Raw genomic sequence first — 22,633 nt, forward strand, 5'->3', positions numbered from 1 at the left:
GGCCTTTCAAAGTGATTACTTTATGGTTATTAGTTTTTAATGAATCGCTTGGCAGCTTCTCCGATCTGGATCATATAAGCGCCCTTGATAAGTCCGCTTACATTCACACTGCCTCTCTGTAGTTTTCCTGAATTAATTAGCTTTCCACCCATGTCGAAGATTTTATAATCTTCTGATGTCGTATTGGAAATGTATAATACATCTTTTACAGGATTTGGATACAGTCTTAGATCAGTGATCAGATCTTTGATATCGGAGGTTAGTTCTCCTCTTCCTGAAGAAACAATATTCAGAGTGTAGTCCTCAACCTGGCCATAAGTATATGTACCGCATGAAGATGTTGGAACAGAACTGTACTGCATCATTACTCTCATTCTTGTAGAACCGGCAGTTGCTGTTGCAGGAATTGTAATGCTTCCGGTTACAGGAGTTGTAGTAGAGCCTGTTTTAGACCAAGCCAATTCTCCGCTGTCTGTAAAGTCACCGTCACCGTTATAATCGATGTACACTGCATAAGCTTCGCTGTAAACAGTTGAAGTCCATACCGGAGTTATTGACACCGTATAAGCGCTTCCTCTTGTTACGTTGGTAGAAACTGAAGTGAAGTTTTCATAACCGGCTGTTCCCGTTGAAGTATTATTGATCGTTCCGAATTTTACGTTTCCGATTCTCTCATCTGCTGTATTGTTGGCAGAAGCTGAACAATAGGTTACGGTACCTCCTGAAAGTGTTGTAACGCTTACTGTATTGCTTGAAGGAGACTCATTTCCTGCTGCATCTTTAGATTTAACGGTGAAGCTGTACGTTGTTGCAGGTGTTAAACTTGTTACAGTATAAGTGGTAGATGCTGTATTGCCGATCATTGATCCGTTCATGTAGACATCATATCCTGTAACGCCTACATTATCTGTAGCGCCACTCCATGAAAGATTGGTTGTTGTTGCTGTAGTACCTGAAGCTGCAAGGGTAGGAGCTGTAGGGGCTACAGTGTCTGTACCTGATCCTGCATTAACAGTGATGTTGGCATTGTTCACGTCAAAGAAAATATGGTTGGACCCTTTTACCATGATTCTTCCTGTTGTTGTGGATGAATTAGGGATTGTTACAGCCTGGGATCCATCATTTGGAGTTCCGGCAAGAAGGGTAGTCCATGTGTTTCCGCTGTCTGTAGACCAAAGGATGTCTACATTAGCAGCATTTACGTTGTTGGCAGTAGTTCCTGCTACATTCCAGGTAACGGTCTGGGAGCTTCCTCCTGCATAGGATGTCGCTGAGTTTTGTGAAGATACGCTGAATGGTCCTGCTGTTGCATTTACGGTAATCAGTGCGTCGTCAGAATTATTTCCTGAACCTCCCGCTCTGTTGTCACGAACTGTAAATCTGAAATTTAATGATCGTGCTACATTCGATAAAGCTTCTACCGCGATCTCTGAACCAGCGGTAGTCGTGGCTCCGGTTAATACAGAGGCCATTCTTGGGAAATATCTTGTTGGGGTAGTTTGAGGAGTCCATGATCTGAAGGTTGGACCTGTTGCCTTTGTAGCACTTGCTGCAGAACTGGCACCTGTTTGTGAAGATGATGCATTGTCCATCTGTTCCCAGATATAGGTTAATGAATCTCCATTAGCATCGGTTCCTGTTCCTGTCAGCATGAATGGTGTTCCTTTTGGAATGGTATAATCAAGGCCGGCATTAGCTGTAGGAATAGCATTTCCTGTCGAGGTGCTTACCGGACATGTTTTAGCTTTAATATTGTTGGTGATCTGCTGGATGCTTACTGCGTGGAAGAATGCGTCTGAGTGAGGCTGTACATCCTGGCCGGTAATTCCGGCATAACCCATGATCGTTGATCCTGAGCCGGGTTCCATATTCACACCTGTGCCTTCATTGCCATGAGAGAAGGTATGGTTTCCTCCAAACTGATGTCCCATTTCATGAGCTACATAGTCAATATCGAAATTATCTCCCGAAGGAATAGCGTCTGCAGGAGAAGTATATCCGCTTCCTTTCGATCCGTTTGTACAGATACATCCGATACATCCGGCGTTTCCTCCTCCTCCGGAAGCTCCGAATAAATGTCCGATGTCATAATTTGCCTCACCGATTACTGATGTCAGGGTACTTTGAAGCTGAGAGTTCCAGCTACTCATTCCTGAAGCTGCAGAATAAGGGTCTGTAGAAGCATTGGTGTAGATAACAGCGTCATTATTGGCAATCAGTACCATTCTTGCTGCAAAATCTTTTTCAAAAACGCCGTTGACACGGGTCATGGTATTGTTGATGGCAGCCAGTGCATTCGCTTTGGTTCCTCCGAAATATACCGTATATTCTCCGGTAGTTGACAGGGCAAGTCTGAATGTTCTCAGTTTGGCATCATCTGCATTGGGTCTTGCAGCGATATTTGCACCGGATACTCCTTTTTGAGCTACGTCGATGACGGTACATTCAAATTTGTTGAGATTGTCTTTTTTGTCGGACTTTTTGTACACGACGTAAGAAGAAAGGTCTTTAGTATATGGTTCAATGAAAACGGCAGATTTATCACCGTAAATTTCCATAGAAGACAGTCCGAGTGAAGAAATACTGAAATAGACTGTTGAATTGGAATCGGTAAGGCCTTCGCCTACATAAGACTTGATATCCGGATATTTCGCGGCAAGCTGAGGGTCAAAGTTTGAATTTTCCCTTACTTTAAAATTCTCCATCTTTCCTTCCGAATTGGGAAAAGAAATAATGATCTCAGATTTCTCTCCCGCGGCAAGTCTTTTGGGAGCTCTTGCGAGTGCGTTTTTTAATCCTGCAAAATCTAAACTGTAAATCTTAGGATTATTGATTTGGGTTTTGTTTTCAAAAATGTCTGAAGGTGCTTTTTTTGAACCTTCGCTCCAGAGACGGTCAGTCTGCGCGAAAGAAATGCCTGTAATCAGAAGCATTCCAATCATGGATAATTGTTTTTTCATATTAATTATTTGTTTTGGTTGTGGAATATCAAAGCTAATAAAAATTATATTACGAAAAACAAAATTATTTAAGAAAAATTTAGAGTCTTCGTGTAAGATATTATGCTTTACATTGAATATACTTGAAAATCTATTATCTCAAAAAAAGAAAATAGCACACGTAAAATACGTGTGCTATTCATTTATTAGTGAATAATTCTCAATTGAGTTTCCAGGTCAGAAATTCAAAAATGATGAATTATTTTGTGATGTCTCTTCCGATTACCATTCTTTGAATTTCTGAAGTTCCTTCACCGATTGTGCATAATTTAGAATCTCTGTAGAATTTCTCAGCAGGGAAATCTTTTGTATAACCATAACCTCCGAAAATCTGAACAGCATTGTTGGAAATTCTTACACATGCCTCAGAAGCATACAATTTTGCCATTGCACCTTCTTTAGTCATTTTTTGTTTAGCATTTTTCAAAGTAGAAGCTCTTTGAATCAAAAGCTCAGCAGCATCAATTTCAGTCGCCATATCAGCAAGCATGAAGTTGATCGCCTGGAATTCAGCGATTGCTTTTCCAAACTGATGTCTTTCTTTTGCATATTTTAAAGCGGCTTTGTAAGCACCTCTTGCTGTACCTAAACTTAAAGCAGCGATAGAGATTCTTCCTCCGTCAAGTATTTTCATAGCTTGCTTGAATCCTTCTCCTACTTCTCCTAAACGGTGCGAATCCGGTACACGAACGCTGTCAAAAATAAGCTCAGCAGTTTCAGAAGCACGCATCCCCAGTTTGTTTTCTTTCTTACCCGATGTGAAACCCGGCATTCCTTTTTCCAAAACGAAAGCAGTTGAGTTGTTTTTAGCTCCAATTTCCCCTGTTCTGGTCATCACTACTGCGATATCTCCTGAGATAGCGTGAGTAATAAAGTTTTTAGCTCCGTTGATAATCCACTCATCGCCATCTTTTACAGCAGTCGTAGACATACCTCCTGAATCAGAACCTGTATTGTGCTCAGTAAGACCCCATGCTCCGATTACTTTTCCTGAAGCAAGCTGTGGAAGCCATTTATTTCTCTGCTCTTCATTCCCGAACTCATAAATATGATTGGTACAAAGTGAATTGTGTGCCGCTACAGAAAGCCCGATAGAAGGGTCTACCTGAGAGATTTCATCCAGAATAGCAACATATTCATGATAGCCTAAACCGGAACCTCCGTACTGCTCGGGAACTACAATCCCCATAAATCCCATTTCTCCTAACTGGTGAAATAAGTCTTTTGGAAATGTCTGGCTCTCGTCCCACTCCATAATATTCGGTCTGATATTTTTCTCAGCAAATTCTTTTGCTGTTTCCGCTATCATTTTAATGTTGTCAATAGTCTCTGTATTCATATAGATAAATAGTTAGTGCCCAAAGATAATTAAATTGACGGAAAGCCAAAAATAATTATTTAACTCATAATATTCTTTTGGCAATATTTTAATAATCAATTTTTTATATTTCGATAATTAATGATTTTTTAATAATTTATTCAGAACTTTAAGTGTTTTAATTTACTATTTTAGCCACCCAATTTTTAAGGAATGAAAAAACTTCTACTACCTATTATTCTTATTTCGTCTTATATTTCTGCCCAGGCTCCGGCTGGATATTATGACGGAACAGTGGGACTTACAGGCTACGCGCTGAAGTCTAAATTGCATGATATCATTGCTGCAAAGAATGTCAACTGGCATTACAGTGATTTACCCAATCTGTATAAACAGACAGATTTAGATGTTTACTATGATCATAATACTACCAATAACCCTGTAAATGGAGATTATATATTATTAGATATTTATTCAGAAATTCCTGCCGGAGCTGATGCTTATGAATATACATCAGCCAACTTAATAAGTACTTCTGGTGCTGAAGGATTAGGATACAACAGGGAACATGCTGTGCCGCAAAGTACTTTTAACAGTAATTATCCAATGTATTCTGATTTGCATTTTGTGATTCCTACGGACGCACGAATCAATCAGCTTAGAAATAATTATCCATATGGAGTTGGGAATTCCACAGTTCATTATACATTTTCAAATTCATCTAAAATAGCCAACAGTGCTATTCCCAATTATGTCTATACCAACAGGGTGTACGAGCCTATTGATGAATTTAAAGGAGATATTGCAAGAATGTTGCTTTATTTTGCAGTAAGATATGAAGATAAACTGCCTTCATTTAATTATTTTACCAATATTAATCCTGCGATAGACCGTTCTCCTTTTGATGGAACGGCAGAGCGTGCTTTTGATCCAGCCTATATTTCTATGCTTCTCCAGTGGCATCTCCAGGACCCTGTATCCCAAAGGGAAACAGATCGGAATAATGCCATCTATACCATTCAGAATAATAGAAATCCCTTTATTGATCATCCTCAATGGGTGAATTCTATTTGGGTGCAGACGCCGGATGCTGTTGTGCCAGAGGCGCCTTTAAACTTAAATACCGTCCAATCCGGAGCTTACTACACTCATTTAGCATGGTCGCCCAGTACAAGTTCAGATGTTACGGGATATAATATTTATCAGAATGGTGCTTTAGTGGCCACCACAAAATCTACATCAATAGTAATTGATCATCTGACGCCTTCCACCTCTTATACGTTTACTGTAAAAGCATATGATCAGGGGTATCTTCAGTCTTCAGACAGCAATGTGATTACAGTGTCTACATCAGCTGCTGACACCAACTCAAGAGATCTTTTTATCGTTAAATATATTGAAGGTACAGACAGTAACAAGGCTCTGGAAATTGTAAACAGGACCGGTCATGAAGTAGATTTAAACAATTACAAGGTAAGGGTACAGTATTACAATAGTTTAACCGGTTCTTATTATTTTGGCAACAGTTTTGAACTTGAGGGAAAAATACCCAATAATAAAAATTTCGTTATTCTGAACCCTAAATCTGCACTGTCATGTTACACTAATAATGATGCGCGTTTTCTTACAGCAGGTGATGCCCTGAATTTTTCAGGAACCCAATATGTTGAGTTAATCTATAAATCGACAACGATTGATGCTATAGGAAGTAAATTTACAAGCAATTCATACGGAGATGTTTCTCTTTACAGAAAGAACACCGTAAGTCAGCCATCAAGTACATTCACTTTAGGGGAGTGGGACTCTTATCCTTTGGATTACTGTCAGAATCTCGGAGGAACATTATCTACAGCCGATCTTATTACCTCTAATAAAGGGTTTAAAATATATCCGAACCCTGTTCATGATGATCTTTTCGTAAGTGGAGAAGCTCAGGATGCGAAAGTAGCGCAGGTACTGGATGCTTCAGGAAAAGTTATCTATACAGAGAAAGATCCGTTCAGAAATAAGAAAAATATTTCTGTGCAGAGTCTGCCGCATGGTTTATATTTCTTAAAGATTGATGATAAAGCCTATCAGTTTATTAAAAAATAAATAGAAATCAACTGGCCATTGAATGTTTGGGGGAAGCAGGTTGGTGAAAAAGAAGAAAATTATTCACTTTACAGGTTATAAAAATGAAGTCTCTGTATTTGCAGTATTCGTTAAAAACCTTATAAACAATACATAATCGATATAAGCAGATTCACTAATAATCATTATCTATAAGTGTTTCTGCTTATATTTTTTATTTATAAGTAATTATGCTTATATTTGCATAATGATAGCGGTCATAACCGGTGATATTATAAATTCACAGCATGCAGACACGGAAGTTTGGATCACCAGACTTAAGAATCTCCTGGAAAATTGGGGAAGTTCACCGCTCGCATGGGAAATCTACAGAGGAGACGAATTCCAGTTCAAATGCAGCATTGATGAAGTGTTCTGGCGTTTTCTAGCCATAAAATCCCTCATAAGAAGTCAGGAAAATTTAGATGTAAGAATTGCCATAGGTATTGGTGAAGAGAATTTTTCCTCCGAAAAAATCACTGAGTCCAACGGAACAGCTTATGTACATTCGGGACGTCTGCTGAACGATTTGAAAAGCGACGGACACACCGTCTCTATAAAAACATCAAATGAAGCCGTAGACCGGGATTTAAATATCCTCTTGAAATGGTCCTCAAAAGATTTCGACAGCTGGACGGTCGCTACAGCAGAGATCATTCATGAAATGATCATGAACCAGGATCTCACACAGGAAGACCTGGCCAGGAAATTTGCTATTTCACAGTCCTCTGTAAGTCAGAGACTGAAACGCGCTAACTACGAACTTATCGTAGAAACTAATCAATATTTTAGAAAGAAAATCTCAGAACTGTAAGCATGATCTTTACTAAACTCATATTGGCACATTTACTCGGAGATTTTATTCTTCAGCCAAATTCTTGGGTTGCCGATAAAGAACGCCGTAAGCTGAAAAGTCCATATCTATATCTGCACGTTCTGATTCATACTGTTTTAAGCTTTATTTTTCTCTGGAACACAGATGTATGGTGGATTTCGCTGGTGATAGGGATTACCCATTTTATTATTGATGCTTCAAAACTGAGCTTTCAAACGGTAAAAAATAAGAAAAATTGGTTTTTTATTGATCAGCTGCTTCATGTTTTTGTAATTACCGGAATTTCTTTCTATGGTAAGGAATTCAGTTTTGATTTTCTGAACAATCAGGAATTTTTAAAAATAGTAATGGCGGCATTATTTCTGACGACACCGGCTTCCATTTTCATTAAAATATTATTGTCTTCATGGACACCGGTTCCGGAAACACAAAGCAGTTTACAAACCGAATCTTTATCAAGTGCAGGAAAGTATATCGGAATTTTGGAACGACTTCTGGTTTTTACCTTTATTATGGTGAACCATTGGGAAGGGGTAGGTTTTATGGTGGCTGCCAAATCAGTTTTCAGATTTAGTGATCTGGCACAGGCCAAGCAGAGAAAACTCACGGAATATGTATTGATAGGTACGTTACTGAGTTTTGGATTGGCTGTTTTAACAGGAATTTTAATTAAGTAATATAAAATAAATCTAACTAATAAGAATTTAGAAATGGAAAAGAAAGAAATGTTGTACGAAGGTAAAGCAAAACAGGTATTTGCTACCGATAACCCTAATGAAGTAGTAGTACGTTTTAAAGACGACGCTACAGCATTTAATGCTCAGAAAAGAGGACAGGTTGATCTTAAAGGCGAAATGAACAACGCGATCACTACCCTGATTTTTGAATACTTAAATGAAAAAGGGGTTAAAACTCATTTCATTAAACAATTAGACGAAAGAGAGCAGTTGGTAAAAAAAGTTTCTATCATTCCATTGGAAATGGTAGTAAGAAATTATTCTGCCGGAAGTATGGCTCAAAGATTAGGAGTGGAAGAAGGAATTAAATCTCCGGTTACCATTTTTGATATCTGCTACAAAAAAGACGAATTGGGAGATCCGCTTATCAATGATCACCACGCCGTTTTCTTAGGAGCAGCAACTTACGAGGAGCTTGATGAAATGTATAAGCTTACTGCTGGAATCAACGAAATTCTAATCGATCTTTTTGATAAAATGAATATCATCCTGGTTGATTTTAAAATCGAATTGGGAAAAACAGCAGATGGGGAGATCATCCTTGCAGACGAAATTTCTCCTGATACATGCAGACTTTGGGATAAAGATACGATGAAGAAGCTTGATAAAGACAGATTCAGAAGAGATCTTGGAGAAGTTACCGAAGCCTACGTGGAGATCTATAACAGACTGAAAAATTTACTTGGTAAATAAATTTGAGAAGTTAGATATTAGAAATTAGGATGAAACCACACCGGATAGAAGAAATCAATGGCTTTGGTAAAAGAGGTCTGTTTGGTTTCTGCTCAAATCAGAAGATGTGCAGTTTCACTACCGTCTAATATTTCTGAAGCTAAAATTGTACCTTTAAAAGAACTTTTAGCTGAAATTCAGAAAATGATATACTCATTAAAAGAAAGTTTAAAATTATAATTGAAGTTGACTTAGACTAATATCTAACTTCTAATTTAGAAAAAATAGAAATGAAAAGTTTAGACATTCATAAAAGTGAATATTTAAAACAGTTTAAAGGCCAGACCTACGGAAGGAATCTTCTCAGAACGCAGGAAGAAGAAAGGCTTGATGCTCCCAATGAGGAGTGCGGTATCTTCGGACTGTATTCTGATAATGATCTGGATACGTTCTCTCTTTCACAGTTCGGACTTTTTGCCCTGCAACACAGAGGTCAGGAAGCCTGTGGTATTTCCGTATTAAAGAACGGAAAGATCACCAATATGAAAGATGAAGGACTGGTTTTAGACGTTTATAAAGAAATTCAGGAACCTGAGGCTTTTATGGGAAATTCTGCAATAGGGCATACCCGTTATACCACTGCAGGAGATAAAAAGAAGTATAATTTCCAGCCGTTCTTCGCGAAAAACGAATACGACCAGATTATTCTTTCTATAGCACACAATGGTAATCTTACCAATGCGAGAGAATTAAAAAATGAATTGGAAGCTGAAGGCGTAGTTTTCAGAGCAACTTCCGATTCTGAGGTTATTTTAAGATTGATCCAGAAAAATCTTGATTTAGGACTTCGTGGAGCTATCAAAGCCACCATGGAGAAAATTGAAGGCGCTTATTCTGTAGTGGGAATGACGAGAAATAAATTCTTTGCATTCAGAGATTTCAACGGGATCCGTCCGTTGGTTTTAGGAGCTGTTGACGAAAATACTTATGTGGTAGCTTCTGAATCTGTGGCACTGGATGCTGTAGGCGCTCAGTACGTACGTGATATTCTTCCTGGAGAGATTATCTATACCAATGAAAATGAGCCTGGAAAACTTCAGTCTTATATGGTTAACGAAGGAAGAGGAAAACAGAGAATATGTTCTTTTGAATATATTTACTTTGCAAGACCTGACTCTACTTTAGAAAACATCAATGTATACGAGATCAGAGAAAAATCAGGGGAGAAAATTTGGGAGCAGGCACCTGTAGATGCTGATATTGTGATTGGAGTTCCAGATTCTGGAGTTCCTGCTGCTATCGGTTTCTCTAAAGCTTCCGGGATCCCTTTCCGGCCTGTTCTGATCAAAAACAGATACATCGGAAGAAGTTTCATTGTCCCTACACAGGAAATGAGAGAAAGGGTAGTGAACCTTAAACTGAACCCTATTATTTCAGAGATCAAGGATAAAAGAGTAGTGATCATCGACGATTCTATCGTAAGAGGAACGACCTCCAAAAGATTGGTAAAGATTCTTAAAGATGCAGGCGTAAAAGAGATTCATTTCAGAAGTGTTTCTCCACCTATTATCGCACCATGCTACTTAGGAATTGATACTCCTTCAAAAGATGATCTGATCTCCGCAAATATGACAACGGAAGAGCTTAGAGATTATCTGGGAGTAGACTCTCTGGAGTTTTTAAGCACAGAAAACCTTAAAGAAATTTTAGGATCCTCCAACCACTGTTTCGGATGTTTCACAGAAGAATATCCGGTAGGAAAAGGAGAGGAGGTAGAATTATTTAATTAATAGTCTACCATTCGAGATAAAAAAGAAGAAGCCAGGCATTAAGTCTGGCTTTTTTTGTTTTTAGAAATGTATTAAAAGCTTAATATTCTTGTATTATACCTTGCTAAAGCAAATTCTAAATTTGTTCCTTTAAAATTTCACGATATGAAGAACGTATTTTTAACGGGTGCTTTTCTGGTATTTACACAATGGTATTCCTCGCAGTCTTTCGATAATCAGGCGCACCGCGGAGGAAAGTCCTTATACCCCGAAAATACAATCCCGGCAATGAAGAATGCCCTGAAAATGAATGTCACAACGCTGGAAATGGACCTTGCTGTCACGAAGGACAAAAAAGTAATCCTTTCCCATGATGCTTTCCTTTCTCCTGAATTAATAACAAAGCCGGATGGAACGTATATTCCGAAAGACTCCGGATTTTACTATAAAATTTATGATATGCCTTATGCCAAGATTCGGACATTTGACGTAGGTTTAAAGAAGCTTGACCGATATCCTGACCAAAAGAAGATGAAGGTTCAAAAACCTCTTTTTGCAGACGTGATCGATGCATGTGAGGCTTACTCCCGCGAACTGAAAAGACCATTGCCTTTTTATAATATAGAAACTAAAACACGCCCTTTTTCTGACAATATATTTCATCCGGAACCCAGAGAATTTGTAGATCTGATGATGAACATTATTGTGAAGAAAGGCATTCAGGATCGGGTGATTATTCAGTCGTTTGATCCCAGAACACTGGAAATCATTCATAAGCAATATCCTGAAATTATGACTGCTCTGCTTGTAGAAAGAGTGGATGATCAAAAGATAGCACAGCAGCAGACTCATTTTGAAAATATACCGGTCGAAAAATTCAGACAGTATCCAGATCATTTGAGTGGTGTAGCCGGAGATATGAAGTTTTTAAGCTTTACCCCAACTATTTACAGTCCTGATCACACCCTCGTTACTTCAAAACTTGTACAGGAATGCCACGCTTTGGGAATGAAGGTCATACCATGGACCGTGAATACTAAAGAAAGATTAAAAGAATTAAAAGATATGGGGATAGACGGAGTCATCAGCGATGATCCTCGAATATTTGAGTAACCAGATGGTGTTATGGATAATAGGAGCGGATTTGATGTTATGACTTTTGACTCTTACTTCTCAAATTCAGCGTCAACAAAAAACGAAAGTCCGGACTTAAAAAAATTAAATCCGGACTTTACTATAGGTTAAATAATTGATTGTCTCTGATTAGAATTTGTAATTCAGACCTAACTGAAACGCTCTGTGGTTTAATGCTTCAGTACCTTCAGGCTTCTGATTTCTCATGTCTGTAAGACTGTTGATGTATCTTGCGTTGATCCCTAAATTTTGGGTAATATCATATCCAAGACCTAAACCAAGACCTAAATTAAACTTGTTAATGTTATCTTTTTCGATATCCTGAGAGTTAGATACAGACTGAGTTGTTGTAATACCTCCTGTTGTTGTAGAAATAGTACTGTCTCCGGAATTTTTTCCGTTGATGAAATAACTGAATTCAGGTCCCGCTTCTACATAAAATCTTTCAGTAGGTCTCATTTGTACCATTAAAGGAACTGAAATATAGTTCATCGTAGTTTTGTACTCGCTTTTCGTTTTAACGTTAGTAGCACCTGTCGTTACATCTGTAGAAGAGATAACGCTTCTTGCTCCTAATTGGTTATATAAAACCTCTGGTTGTAAACTGAATTTCTCAGAAAGTGGAATGTTAACTAAAACCCCGGCATGGAATCCAACTTTTTGATTGTTAAGGCTTAATTTCTGATCGCTGAAATAGGCAGAATTCCCACCCGCTTTAATACCGAATCTGATAGGTTGTTTTTCTTTTTTGATTGGATCTGGCGTTACTGTTTTTGTTTCTTGAGCAAATGTCATCATGCCAGCAGTAACTGCCAACCCTAGAAATAACTTCTTCATAATTTTATTTTTTTAATTTTACTTTTGTACTTCTTAGCTGATTTTTCAATCAGACGTCTATTATTTTGCAAAATGCTTGCCAAACTCAGAAAAGCCTTATTTTAAGGGCTATAGCAGTAGTTTTTACTATTGTGATTTTTGTTCTTTTAACCAATTTTTATGAAAAATTATGTTGTATAAATCTGTTTTATTAATTCAATTTTAAGTTAAAATGTTTTTATTGTTAATAATTTAACATAGAATCGAACAGTAAAAAAAATAAAAATAACTACAGACTAAAAATAATTTTCTACAGAAACTGCAAAGAGAAACTGTTTTTTTTAAGCTGAAAGACAATTAGGGTTGCAGATTTTTATCATTTGTTCCCGATTTAAAATAAAAATACCGGACTGAAAAGCCCGGTATAAATCTGAAAAATAAAATATCTTTATTTGAATTTGTAAGCTAAGCCAACCTGAAATGCATTATTTCTAACGGCATCTCCTGAATTGTTGCTCCTGATATCTGTAATACCAGCGGTAAATCTGGCAGTTGCAGCAAGATTTTGAGTGAAATAATATCCTGCTCCAATACCGATCCCAAAATTGAATTTGTTGTACAATTCCATAGGCGGCTTATTGGAATAGCTTTTAGTAGTTGTAACGGACTTGCTTCCTGAAATTTCAGTAGTAGTGGTTTCTCCTTTTGATTTCGCACCCAGTAATAATCCGAATTCAGGACCTGCTTCCACATAAAGCTGAGGAAGGATATTGTACTGTACCATTAAGGGAAGAACGATATAATTAAGAGTGAATTTGTCATCCAACTCAGTTTTAAATCCGTAAAATCCGTCTGAGTATGTATAGGTATCTTTTGATTTTGAACCCATCTGAGAGAAAAGAAGTTCTGGCTGAATACTGAATTTCTCAGCCACCGGAATATTAACAAATACACCGGCATTGAAACCTGGCTTTATTTTCTGATTACCGTCATATTGAACAGACTCATCCTGCCAGTCTGGGAGGGAAAGAGTAGTAGCATTGAATCCCGCTTTAACTCCGAAAGTAACAGGAGAAGAGGATTTAGTTTTTTCTTGTGCATTCACCAAAAGGCTTCCTGCAAATGCTAATCCTAGAATTAGTTTTTTCATGATTTTTTAAATTTTACCTTATTTGCGCCTGCACCAAAACTTTGTCAACGAGAATGAGCTGATACAAGCAATATTTGAAATGAAAAAGCCAGATTAAAAAAATAAACCTGACTTTTTCGTAGACTTTTTCCTAAAAAGCTGAACTAAAATATAATAACCCGGCTTTGTTTCGGATATGAAGGTTATTATTTGAATTTATAAGCTACACCAACCTGGAAAGCATTATTTCTAATCGCGTCTCCGTTATTGTGCTTATAGATATCTGTAATACCTGCGGTAAATCTGGCTGTCACTCCAAAATTCTGAGTGAAATAATAGCCAGCTCCGATACCGATTCCAAAATTGAATTTGTTGTGAAGATCCATTGGAATCTTACCTGAGAAAGTAGTTGTTTCAGTGCTTGTCGTATTTCCGGAAGTGTTGATATTAGTAACATCTCCTTTGTTTTTACCACCTAAAAGAAATCCGAATTCCGGTCCTGCTTCTACATAAAGCTGAGGAAGAATATTATACTGTACCATTACGGGAACAGCAAGGTAGTTCAACGTTTTAGTGTATTCTGCTTCTCTTCTATAACTAACAGAGTTAAGGTTGTAGATTTCTTCTTTTTCTTCCGTTTTTGAACCAAGCTGGCTAAAAAGAAGTTCAGGTTGAACACTGAATTTTTCTGCTACAGGAATATTAACAAATACACCTGCGTTAAAACCTGGTTTTAATTTCTGATCGTTATTATAGCCATCATACCCATCATATTTGGTAAGAACAGAAGCGTTGAAACCTGCTTTAACCCCGAAAGTAACCGGCGATGTAGATTTAGTTTTTTCCTGCGCATTCACCATAAGGCTTCCCGCAAATGCTAATCCTAGAATTAGTTTTTTCATGATTATAAAGTTTTAACTTATTTCCCCACAGTGCAGCAAAATTCTCGCCAAAGGGACAAAACTGATAAATGTCAGGTTTAAGGCGAAAAGGTCAGGTTTAAAAAATAAACCTGACCTTTTCTATTGAAATCAATTTGTATATGAAGAAACTTTGCTGTAACACATTGATGAAACATCAAGTTTTCCAGCTTATCAGATATACGCAAACTTCTTGCCAAAAGAAGCTGAATGATGACTTTTATAACAAAAAAACCGAATTAAATGAATAATCCGGCTTTTTCTATTAAATATAAAATTTGTTATCTGAATGTTGAAGCTTATTTGAATTTATAAGCTAATCCTACTTGGAATGTATTGTTTCTAACTGCATCACCTGAATTATCTTTGAAAATGTCAGTTACACCAGCAACATATCTCGCTGTAATACCTAAGTTAGGAGTAAAGTAATATCCTGCACCAAGACCTACACCAAAGTTGAATGTTTTTAATTGGTCTTTGTAGTTATCAGAAGTAGTAGAGTTTCCGTTACTTTCGTTTTTCAATTTATTTTTTGCGCTAACCATAAAACCGAACTCTGGTCCTGCTTCAACAAAAAGGTTAGGAATTAAATTATACTGAAACATAACTGGTACTGTAACATAATCTAGTTTGGTAGAAGCAGAAAATTTATTTCCGAATAAATCCTTAAATTCTGATTTTTCACCATACTGAGAGTATAATACCTCTGGTTGAACACTAAATGATTCCGCAATTGGAATGTTAGCAAATACACCTGCGTTGAAACCGATTTTAGATTTTTGATCATCTAAACCTTCGTCTTTAGAAAGAGAAGAAACGTTCATTCCACCTTTCACACCAAATGTTACAGGGTTAGAAGAAGATGTTGGAGTCTGCTGAGCGAATGCTAGTGAACTTGCAGTTACTGCTAATCCTAAAATTAACTTTTTCATAACTTTTAATTTTTTTAATATTTTACTATTCTTAATTCTAAATTTTACTACTGTTCAGCTTTTTCGGTTGAACGCTGAGTATCTTTCAAATTGCTTGCCAAAAATAAAAATCATGACAAATGTCAGTTTTTAAATTTAATGAAATGGAACCTGTATTTGATTTATCGTTTTGACTATCAGTGTTTTGCGTTGTTAGTTAAACGTTTGTTTAGAAGCGATATAAATAAATTTTTTTCTCATAATACCTTGAATTATAATAAAATGATTATAAAATTGTGACTTTTGATCAATTTTATTTACATGTAATCGGCTTGTATTTGGTAAGATCTCATGATGTATCATAGCTGGCTTTTTGCAAATATTTTATTTTCTTAGAATCAATACATTAAAAAGTGTATTATTGTTTGAGTCTTTTAAATGTAGTATATGAAAGAAACCGTCATTCAGTTTAATACCCGAAAACAGGTCATCATACTTTTATTTGCTGTAGGTTTAGCGATAGCCATTTTTTTTGTTGGGATTTATCCCATGTTTTTAGATCATCAGATAAGATTTTTCTCGATTACGTTCTTTCTTATCAGCTGTTGGCTTGTGAGCAAAGGTTTAATGAGTGTTTTCAGTAAAGATAAAGCCGGACTTATTATCAACAGCAATGGAATACATTCAAAAGTAACTTCTGTGGGAAAGAAGATAGGGTTTATTCCATGGGAAGATGTAGAAAGATTAGGAACTACCATATTAATGGGCTCATCTTTTATCTCAATCGTGACCAATAAACCTGAGAGGTACAGGAATTTTATGTTTGGTGAAAAAGGGAAGAAAGAGTTTGATGAACATCATACCATCATCAATATCAGCGCGCAGGAATTGGATATTGACTATGAGAAGCTAAAAAATTTAATAGAGCAATATTTTAATGCTTCTAGATAAGTATTCAACGAAGGATAGCCATTAAAGATAAAGCATTCTTAAAATTACAATCGCAACAGGACCTTATAAATTATGGAACATAAGAAAATAATAAAATTTACTGTTTCTATCGTTGCCTTGACGGTGCTTTTGATGTTGATGACCTTATCAAACATCATATCATACCCTTTAAATACCTATTTGATGATTGCTGCAGGTATTATAATACTTCTGTTGACAGCAAAATTTATCTATGATTTTTTCAACACGAAACAGTCTGTAATTTCGGTACATAATTCCAGTTCTTACGGGAAGGAGACTTTTTTGATTTCACCTTACAGAACGACAACACTGAGTGTGGTGATGATCCTTATGCCTGTTTTTTTAATATATATTGTTGTGCAGTTATTGCCTCAAATGATTGAGGAAATTAAAGCCGATATCTCTTTTGAGACCATTATAGTGTCTGTACTGTCTGTGATTTTATTTTTTGCTTCAGCTTATTGCTTTTTTCATGGGATCAAACTTTTTATCCGTAGAAACAATATAATTCAGCTTGTTATTGACGATGACCGTTTAGAATTTTTTCCAATCTATGACTTTGGTACAGCAAGAAGAAGTACAAATGCACTTTCTATGTTTTTTAGAAAAAAAATGGAGAAGGTTTATTTTACAGATCAGCTTACCGTGGAAAAGATAAATGATAAGTGGCAGGGAGACAAGATAAGAATGAGAGTAGAAGGTGTCAGTTTTTATCTTCCTTACCTTTATAATGATGCCAACGAACTGGAAGGAGTATACCAGGCAATCAAGCAACGTCTTGAAAGAAAATTATAAGTTGTAGTCTGATGCTCACCTAATATAGGTACAATCTAAAAAAAGGTCCGGAAATAAGTTTACAAAACATAAGCTTATTTCCGGATCTGTTTACTATTTTAAACTAAAATATGAATTAAAGATCATTTAGTTTCCTGTAAAAATCTAAAGACTTCAGAATGTTTTCCTGACTGCATTGGTGATCATAAGTGCATGATCCTACAGCTGTAAGAAGAGAAAAATTGATCTTACTGTCCGTATTCTTTTTATCATTAAGAAGAAGATCCGTAATGCTTTCATCGGTAAAATCACTGATGTCAAGATAAGGATAGTATCTCTGAAGATTTTCAATAATAGTTGCGGCATCCTGTTCACTGATAAGACCTTCCAGATAAGCCAGATGAGCTTCACAAATCATTCCCATTGCCACTGCTTCACCATGAAGGACAGGATTTCCCTGGCTTAAACAAAGGCTTTCTATGGAATGCCCGATTGTATGTCCAAAATTCAGGGTCTTTCTGATGTTTCTTTCATGGAAGTCTTTTTCTACGACATCCTGTTTGATATCCATAGATGTCTGGATATGAGGAACAACGTTTTCTACATCCAGTTTTTGAATCTGAATAAGATTTTCCCAGTGTGCTGTGTCTGCAATAAGGCCATGCTTCAGCATTTCTGCAAAACCACTTCTCAATTCTTTAAAGGGAAGCGTTTCTAAGAATTTGGGATAGATAAAGATCTGTTCCGGGAATGCAAAAGTTCCCACCATATTTTTATAATTCATGAGATCGATTCCTGTTTTACCCCCGATAGAGGCGTCACACATCGACAAAAGGGTAGTAGGAATATTGATAAAGTGGATCCCTCTTTTATAGGTGGATGAAACAAAACCTCCCATATCTGTAATTACACCGCCACCAAGATTGATGACCAGTGCTTTTCTGTCAGCCTGCATTTCGGTCAGAATTTCCCAAAGCTGATTGGCTGTCTGAATATTTTTCATTTCTTCCCCGGCCTCGATCTCTAAAATCTCAAAGCCTAAGTCTGTTTCCATGTTGCCTAAAAGAACCGGAAGACAATATTCATGGGTGTTTTCATCAACTAAAATAAAGATTTTACTGAAAGATTTTTCGTGTAAAAAGCTGTTTAATTGAGAAAAATCATCGTTTAATATTGTTATCATTATTGGAGTTTCTTTAAAATTAAAATAAAACTATTCTGCAAAGTTATGATTCTTAATTTCTAACTCGTAACTAAATTACTATCTTTGCAGAAATTTTTAGAAATGAGCAGAGATAACAATAATTCAGAAAGACCAAAAAGACCAAGAATTTCAACAAGAAACAATTCTGATGATTCTCGTGCTTCCAGATCTGGAAATTCTTCAGGATCAAAACCTTTTAAGAAACCTTTTCCTAAAGCGGGCGAAAGAAATTTCGACCATAAAGGCAGCAATTCAAAGTTTGAATCAAAACCTTTCAAGAGAAGTGAAGAAAGTTCAAAAAGCAGAGATGAAGATTCAGCTCCAAAAACTGAGAGCAGAGCGTACATCACCAATCCTACAGAAGGAAGGGACAGAAAAACTTTCGGAAAATCAGCTCCAAAAAGAGGAGGAAAGAGTTTTGATGCCAGAGACAAGTATGAAAGAGGCAGCCTGAAATATGGAAGAAGACCATCCAGTGGAGATGACAAAAATGAAGATAAGGCAAGATCTTTTGTACAGAAAAGAAGGTTAAACAAGATTGAAAAAGATGTTCATAAAGATACCATCCGTCTTAACAAGTATATCGCCAATTCCGGAATCTGCAGCAGAAGAGAAGCTGACGAACTGATCACGCAGGGGCTTGTAGAAGTAAACGGGATCGTAGTGAATGAAATGGGGTATCAGGTTCAGAAGACGGATAAAGTAGTTTTTGACGGACAGGGAATTACGCCTGAAAAACCGGTATATGTGCTATTAAATAAACCGAAAGGGTATATTTCTACCACTAAAGATGACAAAGCCAGAAAAACTGTAATGGATCTGGTAGCGAATGCATCACCGTACCGTCTTTTCCCTGTTGGAAGACTTGACCGTTCTACCACTGGAGTTATCCTTCTAACGAATGACGGACACATGACGAAAAAACTGACGCATCCATCTTTTGATGCCAAAAAAATCTATCATGTGACGCTGGATAAAAAACTGACCAATGAAGACATGAGACTTATCGTAGAAGGAATTCGTCTTGATGAAGGAATCGCGGTAGTAGATCAGATTTCATTCATTGAAGGAAAACCTAAAAATGAAATCGGAATTGAAATTCATATTGGATGGAACCGTGTCATCAGAAGAATTTTCCAAAGACTTGGATACGAAGTGGAAGCCTTAGACAGAGTAATGTTTGCCGGAATGACGAAGAAAAACATCAAAAGAGGACACTGGAGAATCCTTACAGAACTGGAAGTTAATAATCTTAAAATGCTTTAGTCATTTAAAGAGAGTTTATAAGTATAGAAAATGCGCAGAAATTTATTTCTGCGCATTTTTTGTTTGTATCAATATGGATCGGACCAAACTCTGACTTTTAATTCATTTCTATGAAGAGCAGGTTCCCGGAGACAAAAATTGGCTCATTAAAATACTCTTGAGTTCATTATTAAAAAAGACGCAGAAAATGACTTTCCACGTCTAATTTATATTTGAATCCTGTAATTTATTTGTACAGAAGGTCTATCCAAGAACCGTAATTCCTTTCTGAATCATATCGTAAATAGCATCTCTGCCATTCTCGGGCTTAACATTAACGGCTTTTGTTCCATTGAAGTGAAGGCAGGTAATATACCCGTTTGCTACTGCATCGGTACAGGTGAATTTCACACAGTAATCCATGGCAAGACCTACTACTTCAAGCAGTTGGATCTCATGATATTTAAGGAAGTCATCAAGTCCAGTTTTCATAAAGTGGTTATTATCCTGAAATCCACTGTAGCTGTCGATTTCGGTGTTTTTTCCCTTTTGAATAATATGGGTGACTTTATCTCTGTTGAGATCTTTATGGAATTCCGCTCCAAAAGTTCCCTGAACACAGTGGTCCGGCCACATAAACTGTGGAACACCGTTCAGAATAATACTTTCACCTACTTTTCTATTGTTATTGCTGGCAAAACTTTTATGATCGGCTGGATGCCAGTCCTGGGTGAGAACAATTTGGTCATATTCATTTTCCTCCATCAGAAGATTGATGTATGGAATCACTTCATTCGCTTCCGGAACTGCTAGTGCGCCGCCTTCACAGAAATCATTCTGTACATCTACGATTATTAACGCTTTTTTCATATTTAGATTTCTCGAATTTTTGATAAAATTACTCAAAAAATTGTCCAAAATTTAATTATCGGACAAATCGGCAATATAAAATTTCAAAACCAATTACATGGTATCCTGAGCCAAAACACAGATATAATCGCTTAGTTCCGGTGCTTTAAAAACAGACATGATGCCAATTATACGATTTATATAGTTACCAGAATGGCAGTTATAGAGGAATAAAGATCATTTTTTAATGTAAAATAGAGAATAATTACAATCAGTATCTGGTTTCAGGTTATAAACCAAATATCAATAGCTTATCTTTGCAGGAAATTAGAATTTTTATGTCATTTGAGTCTTTAGGGTTATCACACAATATTATTCATTCGGTCAACAAATTGGGTTATCTGAAGCCATTCCCAATACAAGAACAAGCGATTCCTGTGATTTTACAGGGAAAAGACTTGATGGGAATTGCACAGACAGGTTCGGGAAAAACAGCTTGTTTTGTGATGCCAATTCTTGAAAAATTACAGAATTCAGAAGTTAAAAAAGATCGTAATGTTCAGGTTTTAATATTGGTTCCTACCCGCGAGTTAGCCATTCAAATTGATGAAGTTTTCAGAGCTTTTACAGAAAATTTGAAGCGTGAGATTCGTACAATGGCTGTTTATGGAGGGGTGTCTATCAATCCACAGATGAAAGGAATGTTTGGGGTAGAAGTTCTTATCGCAACACCCGGCCGTTTATTGGATTTGATTGATCATAATGCATTGAGCATTTCAGGAATTCAACATTTGGTGATTGACGAAGCAGATAAAATGTTTCAGTTAGGTTTTGGTGAAGAAATGAATAAGCTTTTTGCTTTAATGCCTGTTATGAAACAAACCACTTTGTTTTCGGCGACATTAAATGATAAGGTTTCTGAAATGAAGGAACGTTTGTCAATTACTCCCACAATCATTGAAATCAAAAAGGAAGAAGTTGAAATTGATAATATCGAGCAATTGGCTTATCACGTTTCTCCTGAAAATAAAGGACCTTTTTTGCGGTATTTAATTAAAGAAAAGAAAGTTGAAAAAGCTTTAATCTTTGTGTCATCTACAAGATCTGCGGATAATTTGGTAGAAAAACTTAAAAAGAATAAAATCAAAGCAGTAGCCATTCACAGTCAGAAATCACAAGGTGCGCGTAGAAATAATTTAGAGGAATTTAAAGTAAACGGAGCTCAGATTTTAGTTGCTACAGACTTAATAGGCCGTGGTATTCACATCGAGTCTTTACCTTGTGTCATCAATTACGAATTGCCACGTTCGCCTTTGGATTATATCCACCGTATTGGTAGAACAGGTCGTGCTCATGAAAAAGGAACTGCTATTAGTATTCTTACAGATGATGAACTGCAGCATTTCAGAGTCATTCAAAAGAAAATGGGTAAAAAAGTAACTTTACAGAGAACAGAGGGTATTGATTTGCACGGATATTAATGCACAAATATAAAAAGCAAGGCTTCAATTTTAATCAGATTGAAGCCTTTTTTAGCTGTTCTTACTTTGTAAATAAGAATAAGTACAATTCATACTTTTTTCATTTTAGATTCTTGAATTTTTGATAAATTTACGAGCATTACCATTTAAAATAAATGTCCAAAAATTAATAACCGGACGAAACTGCGATATTAAAATTTAAAACTGATAAAATGAGCAACTTAGAACAGAAGAGGTTTCCGATAGGTGAGTACCAACAACCTGAGAACATCTGCGATATCAAACTGGATGAATATATCAAAGTCATCAAAAACTTCCCTGAAAAGCTTAAAAACTTAATAGAAGACCTCTCTGATGATCAGCTGGACACCCCTTACAGAGAAGGAGGATGGACGGTAAGACAGCTCGTCAATCATATAGCAGACAGTCATATCAACAGTTTTATTCGTCTCAAGTTGGCATTAACGGAAGACAACCCTACCATAAGGCCTTATGATGAAGCGAAGTGGGCAGAACTTCAGGACAGTGTCAATATGCCTGTAAAACCGGCCATGAGAATGATAAAAGGGACGCACCAAAGATGGGCAGCTTTGCTCAAAACCCTTACGAATAAGCAATTTGAGAGAACTTTTCATCATCCCGAACAAAACAAAAACTATGATCTGAGAAGTTATCTGGCGATGTATGTTTGGCATTGCAATCATCATTTTGCACATATTGAAAACCTGAAGAAAGAAAAGGGGTGGTAAAAAAGAG

At 36.6% G+C, this 22,633-nt stretch carries 19 protein-coding genes; 11 read left to right on the top strand and 8 right to left on the bottom strand.

The genetic code is table 11. The features are described 5' to 3' along the window. Positions 1-29: 29 nt before the first annotated feature. Together IW16_RS12265 and IW16_RS12270 are read right to left on the bottom strand one after the other, a co-directional pair. The gene (locus IW16_RS12265) at positions 30-2,960 is read right to left on the bottom strand and encodes a reprolysin-like metallopeptidase (protein WP_034744543.1); all 2,931 of its coding nucleotides are present in this window, start codon (positions 2,958-2,960) and stop codon (positions 30-32) included. 238 nt (positions 2,961-3,198) lie between these two features. Continuing rightward, positions 3,199-4,338 (bottom strand): acyl-CoA dehydrogenase family protein, encoded by a 1,140-nt coding sequence (locus IW16_RS12270; protein WP_034744547.1) that lies wholly within the window; start codon positions 4,336-4,338, stop codon positions 3,199-3,201. A gap of 192 nt (positions 4,339-4,530) precedes the next feature. Between IW16_RS12270 and IW16_RS12275 the strand changes: the two genes are divergently transcribed. The 6 genes from IW16_RS12275 (at position 4,531) to IW16_RS12300 (ending at position 11,555) form a co-directional block, all read left to right on the top strand. Next, on the top strand, positions 4,531-6,411 hold the full coding sequence (locus IW16_RS12275; RefSeq protein WP_034744549.1) for an endonuclease: 1,881 nt from the start codon (positions 4,531-4,533) through the stop codon (positions 6,409-6,411). A gap of 226 nt (positions 6,412-6,637) precedes the next feature. Further along, positions 6,638-7,243, top strand: coding sequence for a SatD family protein (locus IW16_RS12280; protein ID WP_034744552.1), 606 nt, complete (start codon positions 6,638-6,640; stop codon positions 7,241-7,243). 2 nt (positions 7,244-7,245) lie between these two features. Beyond that, complete coding sequence (locus IW16_RS12285) at positions 7,246-7,941, top strand: DUF3307 domain-containing protein (RefSeq protein WP_034744556.1); 696 nt, start codon at positions 7,246-7,248, stop codon at positions 7,939-7,941. Positions 7,942-7,974: 33 nt separating this feature from the next. After that, the gene (gene purC / locus IW16_RS12290) at positions 7,975-8,694 is read left to right on the top strand and encodes a phosphoribosylaminoimidazolesuccinocarboxamide synthase (protein WP_034744558.1); all 720 of its coding nucleotides are present in this window, start codon (positions 7,975-7,977) and stop codon (positions 8,692-8,694) included. Positions 8,695-8,963: 269 nt separating this feature from the next. Continuing rightward, complete coding sequence (gene purF, locus IW16_RS12295) at positions 8,964-10,463, top strand: amidophosphoribosyltransferase (RefSeq protein WP_034744566.1); 1,500 nt, start codon at positions 8,964-8,966, stop codon at positions 10,461-10,463. Between the two features lie 144 nt (positions 10,464-10,607). Continuing rightward, complete coding sequence (locus IW16_RS12300; RefSeq protein WP_034744569.1) at positions 10,608-11,555, top strand: glycerophosphodiester phosphodiesterase family protein; 948 nt, start codon at positions 10,608-10,610, stop codon at positions 11,553-11,555. A 150-nt stretch (positions 11,556-11,705) separates the two neighbouring features. Here the strand turns inward: IW16_RS12300 and IW16_RS12305 are convergent, their stop codons facing one another. From IW16_RS12305 to IW16_RS12320, 4 genes are all read right to left on the bottom strand, one after another. Further along, a complete protein-coding gene (locus IW16_RS12305) occupies positions 11,706-12,413 on the bottom strand; it encodes a porin family protein (protein WP_034744572.1) in 708 nt (235 codons plus the stop codon). A 427-nt stretch (positions 12,414-12,840) separates the two neighbouring features. After that, on the bottom strand, positions 12,841-13,542 hold the full coding sequence (locus tag IW16_RS12310) for a porin family protein (protein WP_034744576.1): 702 nt from the start codon (positions 13,540-13,542) through the stop codon (positions 12,841-12,843). Between the two features lie 185 nt (positions 13,543-13,727). Then, positions 13,728-14,423: a porin family protein gene (locus IW16_RS12315; protein ID WP_034744579.1), complete on the bottom strand. Its 696-nt coding sequence runs from the start codon at positions 14,421-14,423 to the stop codon at positions 13,728-13,730. Positions 14,424-14,740: 317 nt separating this feature from the next. Further along, positions 14,741-15,373 carry a porin family protein gene (locus IW16_RS12320; protein WP_034744582.1) on the bottom strand — a complete coding sequence of 211 codons (633 nt, stop codon included), beginning with the start codon at positions 15,371-15,373 and terminating at the stop codon, positions 14,741-14,743. A gap of 426 nt (positions 15,374-15,799) precedes the next feature. Between IW16_RS12320 and IW16_RS12325 the strand changes: the two genes are divergently transcribed. Together IW16_RS12325 and IW16_RS12330 are read left to right on the top strand one after the other, a co-directional pair. After that, positions 15,800-16,303 (top strand): STM3941 family protein, encoded by a 504-nt coding sequence (locus IW16_RS12325; RefSeq protein ID WP_034744585.1) that lies wholly within the window; start codon positions 15,800-15,802, stop codon positions 16,301-16,303. A gap of 72 nt (positions 16,304-16,375) precedes the next feature. Then, entirely contained in the window at positions 16,376-17,119 is a 744-nt protein-coding gene (locus IW16_RS12330; protein WP_034744588.1) for a hypothetical protein, read from the top strand. Positions 17,120-17,234: 115 nt separating this feature from the next. On the opposite strand, the gene aroB is transcribed toward IW16_RS12330, so the two are convergent. Then, entirely contained in the window at positions 17,235-18,281 is a 1,047-nt protein-coding gene (gene aroB, locus IW16_RS12335) for a 3-dehydroquinate synthase (RefSeq protein ID WP_034744590.1), read from the bottom strand. Positions 18,282-18,647: 366 nt separating this feature from the next. Here aroB and IW16_RS12340 point away from each other — a divergent pair, with 366 nt between their 5' ends. Continuing rightward, the gene (locus IW16_RS12340) at positions 18,648-19,568 is read left to right on the top strand and encodes a pseudouridine synthase (RefSeq protein WP_051890230.1); all 921 of its coding nucleotides are present in this window, start codon (positions 18,648-18,650) and stop codon (positions 19,566-19,568) included. A 243-nt stretch (positions 19,569-19,811) separates the two neighbouring features. Here IW16_RS12340 and pncA read toward each other — a convergent pair whose 3' ends face one another. Continuing rightward, the gene (pncA, locus tag IW16_RS12345) at positions 19,812-20,417 is read right to left on the bottom strand and encodes a bifunctional nicotinamidase/pyrazinamidase (protein WP_034744596.1); all 606 of its coding nucleotides are present in this window, start codon (positions 20,415-20,417) and stop codon (positions 19,812-19,814) included. A 317-nt stretch (positions 20,418-20,734) separates the two neighbouring features. On the opposite strand from pncA, the gene IW16_RS12350 reads away from it, so the two are divergent. After that, entirely contained in the window at positions 20,735-21,877 is a 1,143-nt protein-coding gene (locus tag IW16_RS12350; protein ID WP_034744600.1) for a DEAD/DEAH box helicase, read from the top strand. Between the two features lie 212 nt (positions 21,878-22,089). Further along, positions 22,090-22,626: a YfiT family bacillithiol transferase gene (locus tag IW16_RS12355; protein WP_034744604.1), complete on the top strand. Its 537-nt coding sequence runs from the start codon at positions 22,090-22,092 to the stop codon at positions 22,624-22,626. Positions 22,627-22,633: the final 7 nt, after the last annotated feature.

Origin of the sequence: Chryseobacterium vrystaatense (assembly GCF_000737765.1) — a bacterium.
Taxonomy (GTDB): domain Bacteria; phylum Bacteroidota; class Bacteroidia; order Flavobacteriales; family Weeksellaceae; genus Chryseobacterium; species Chryseobacterium vrystaatense.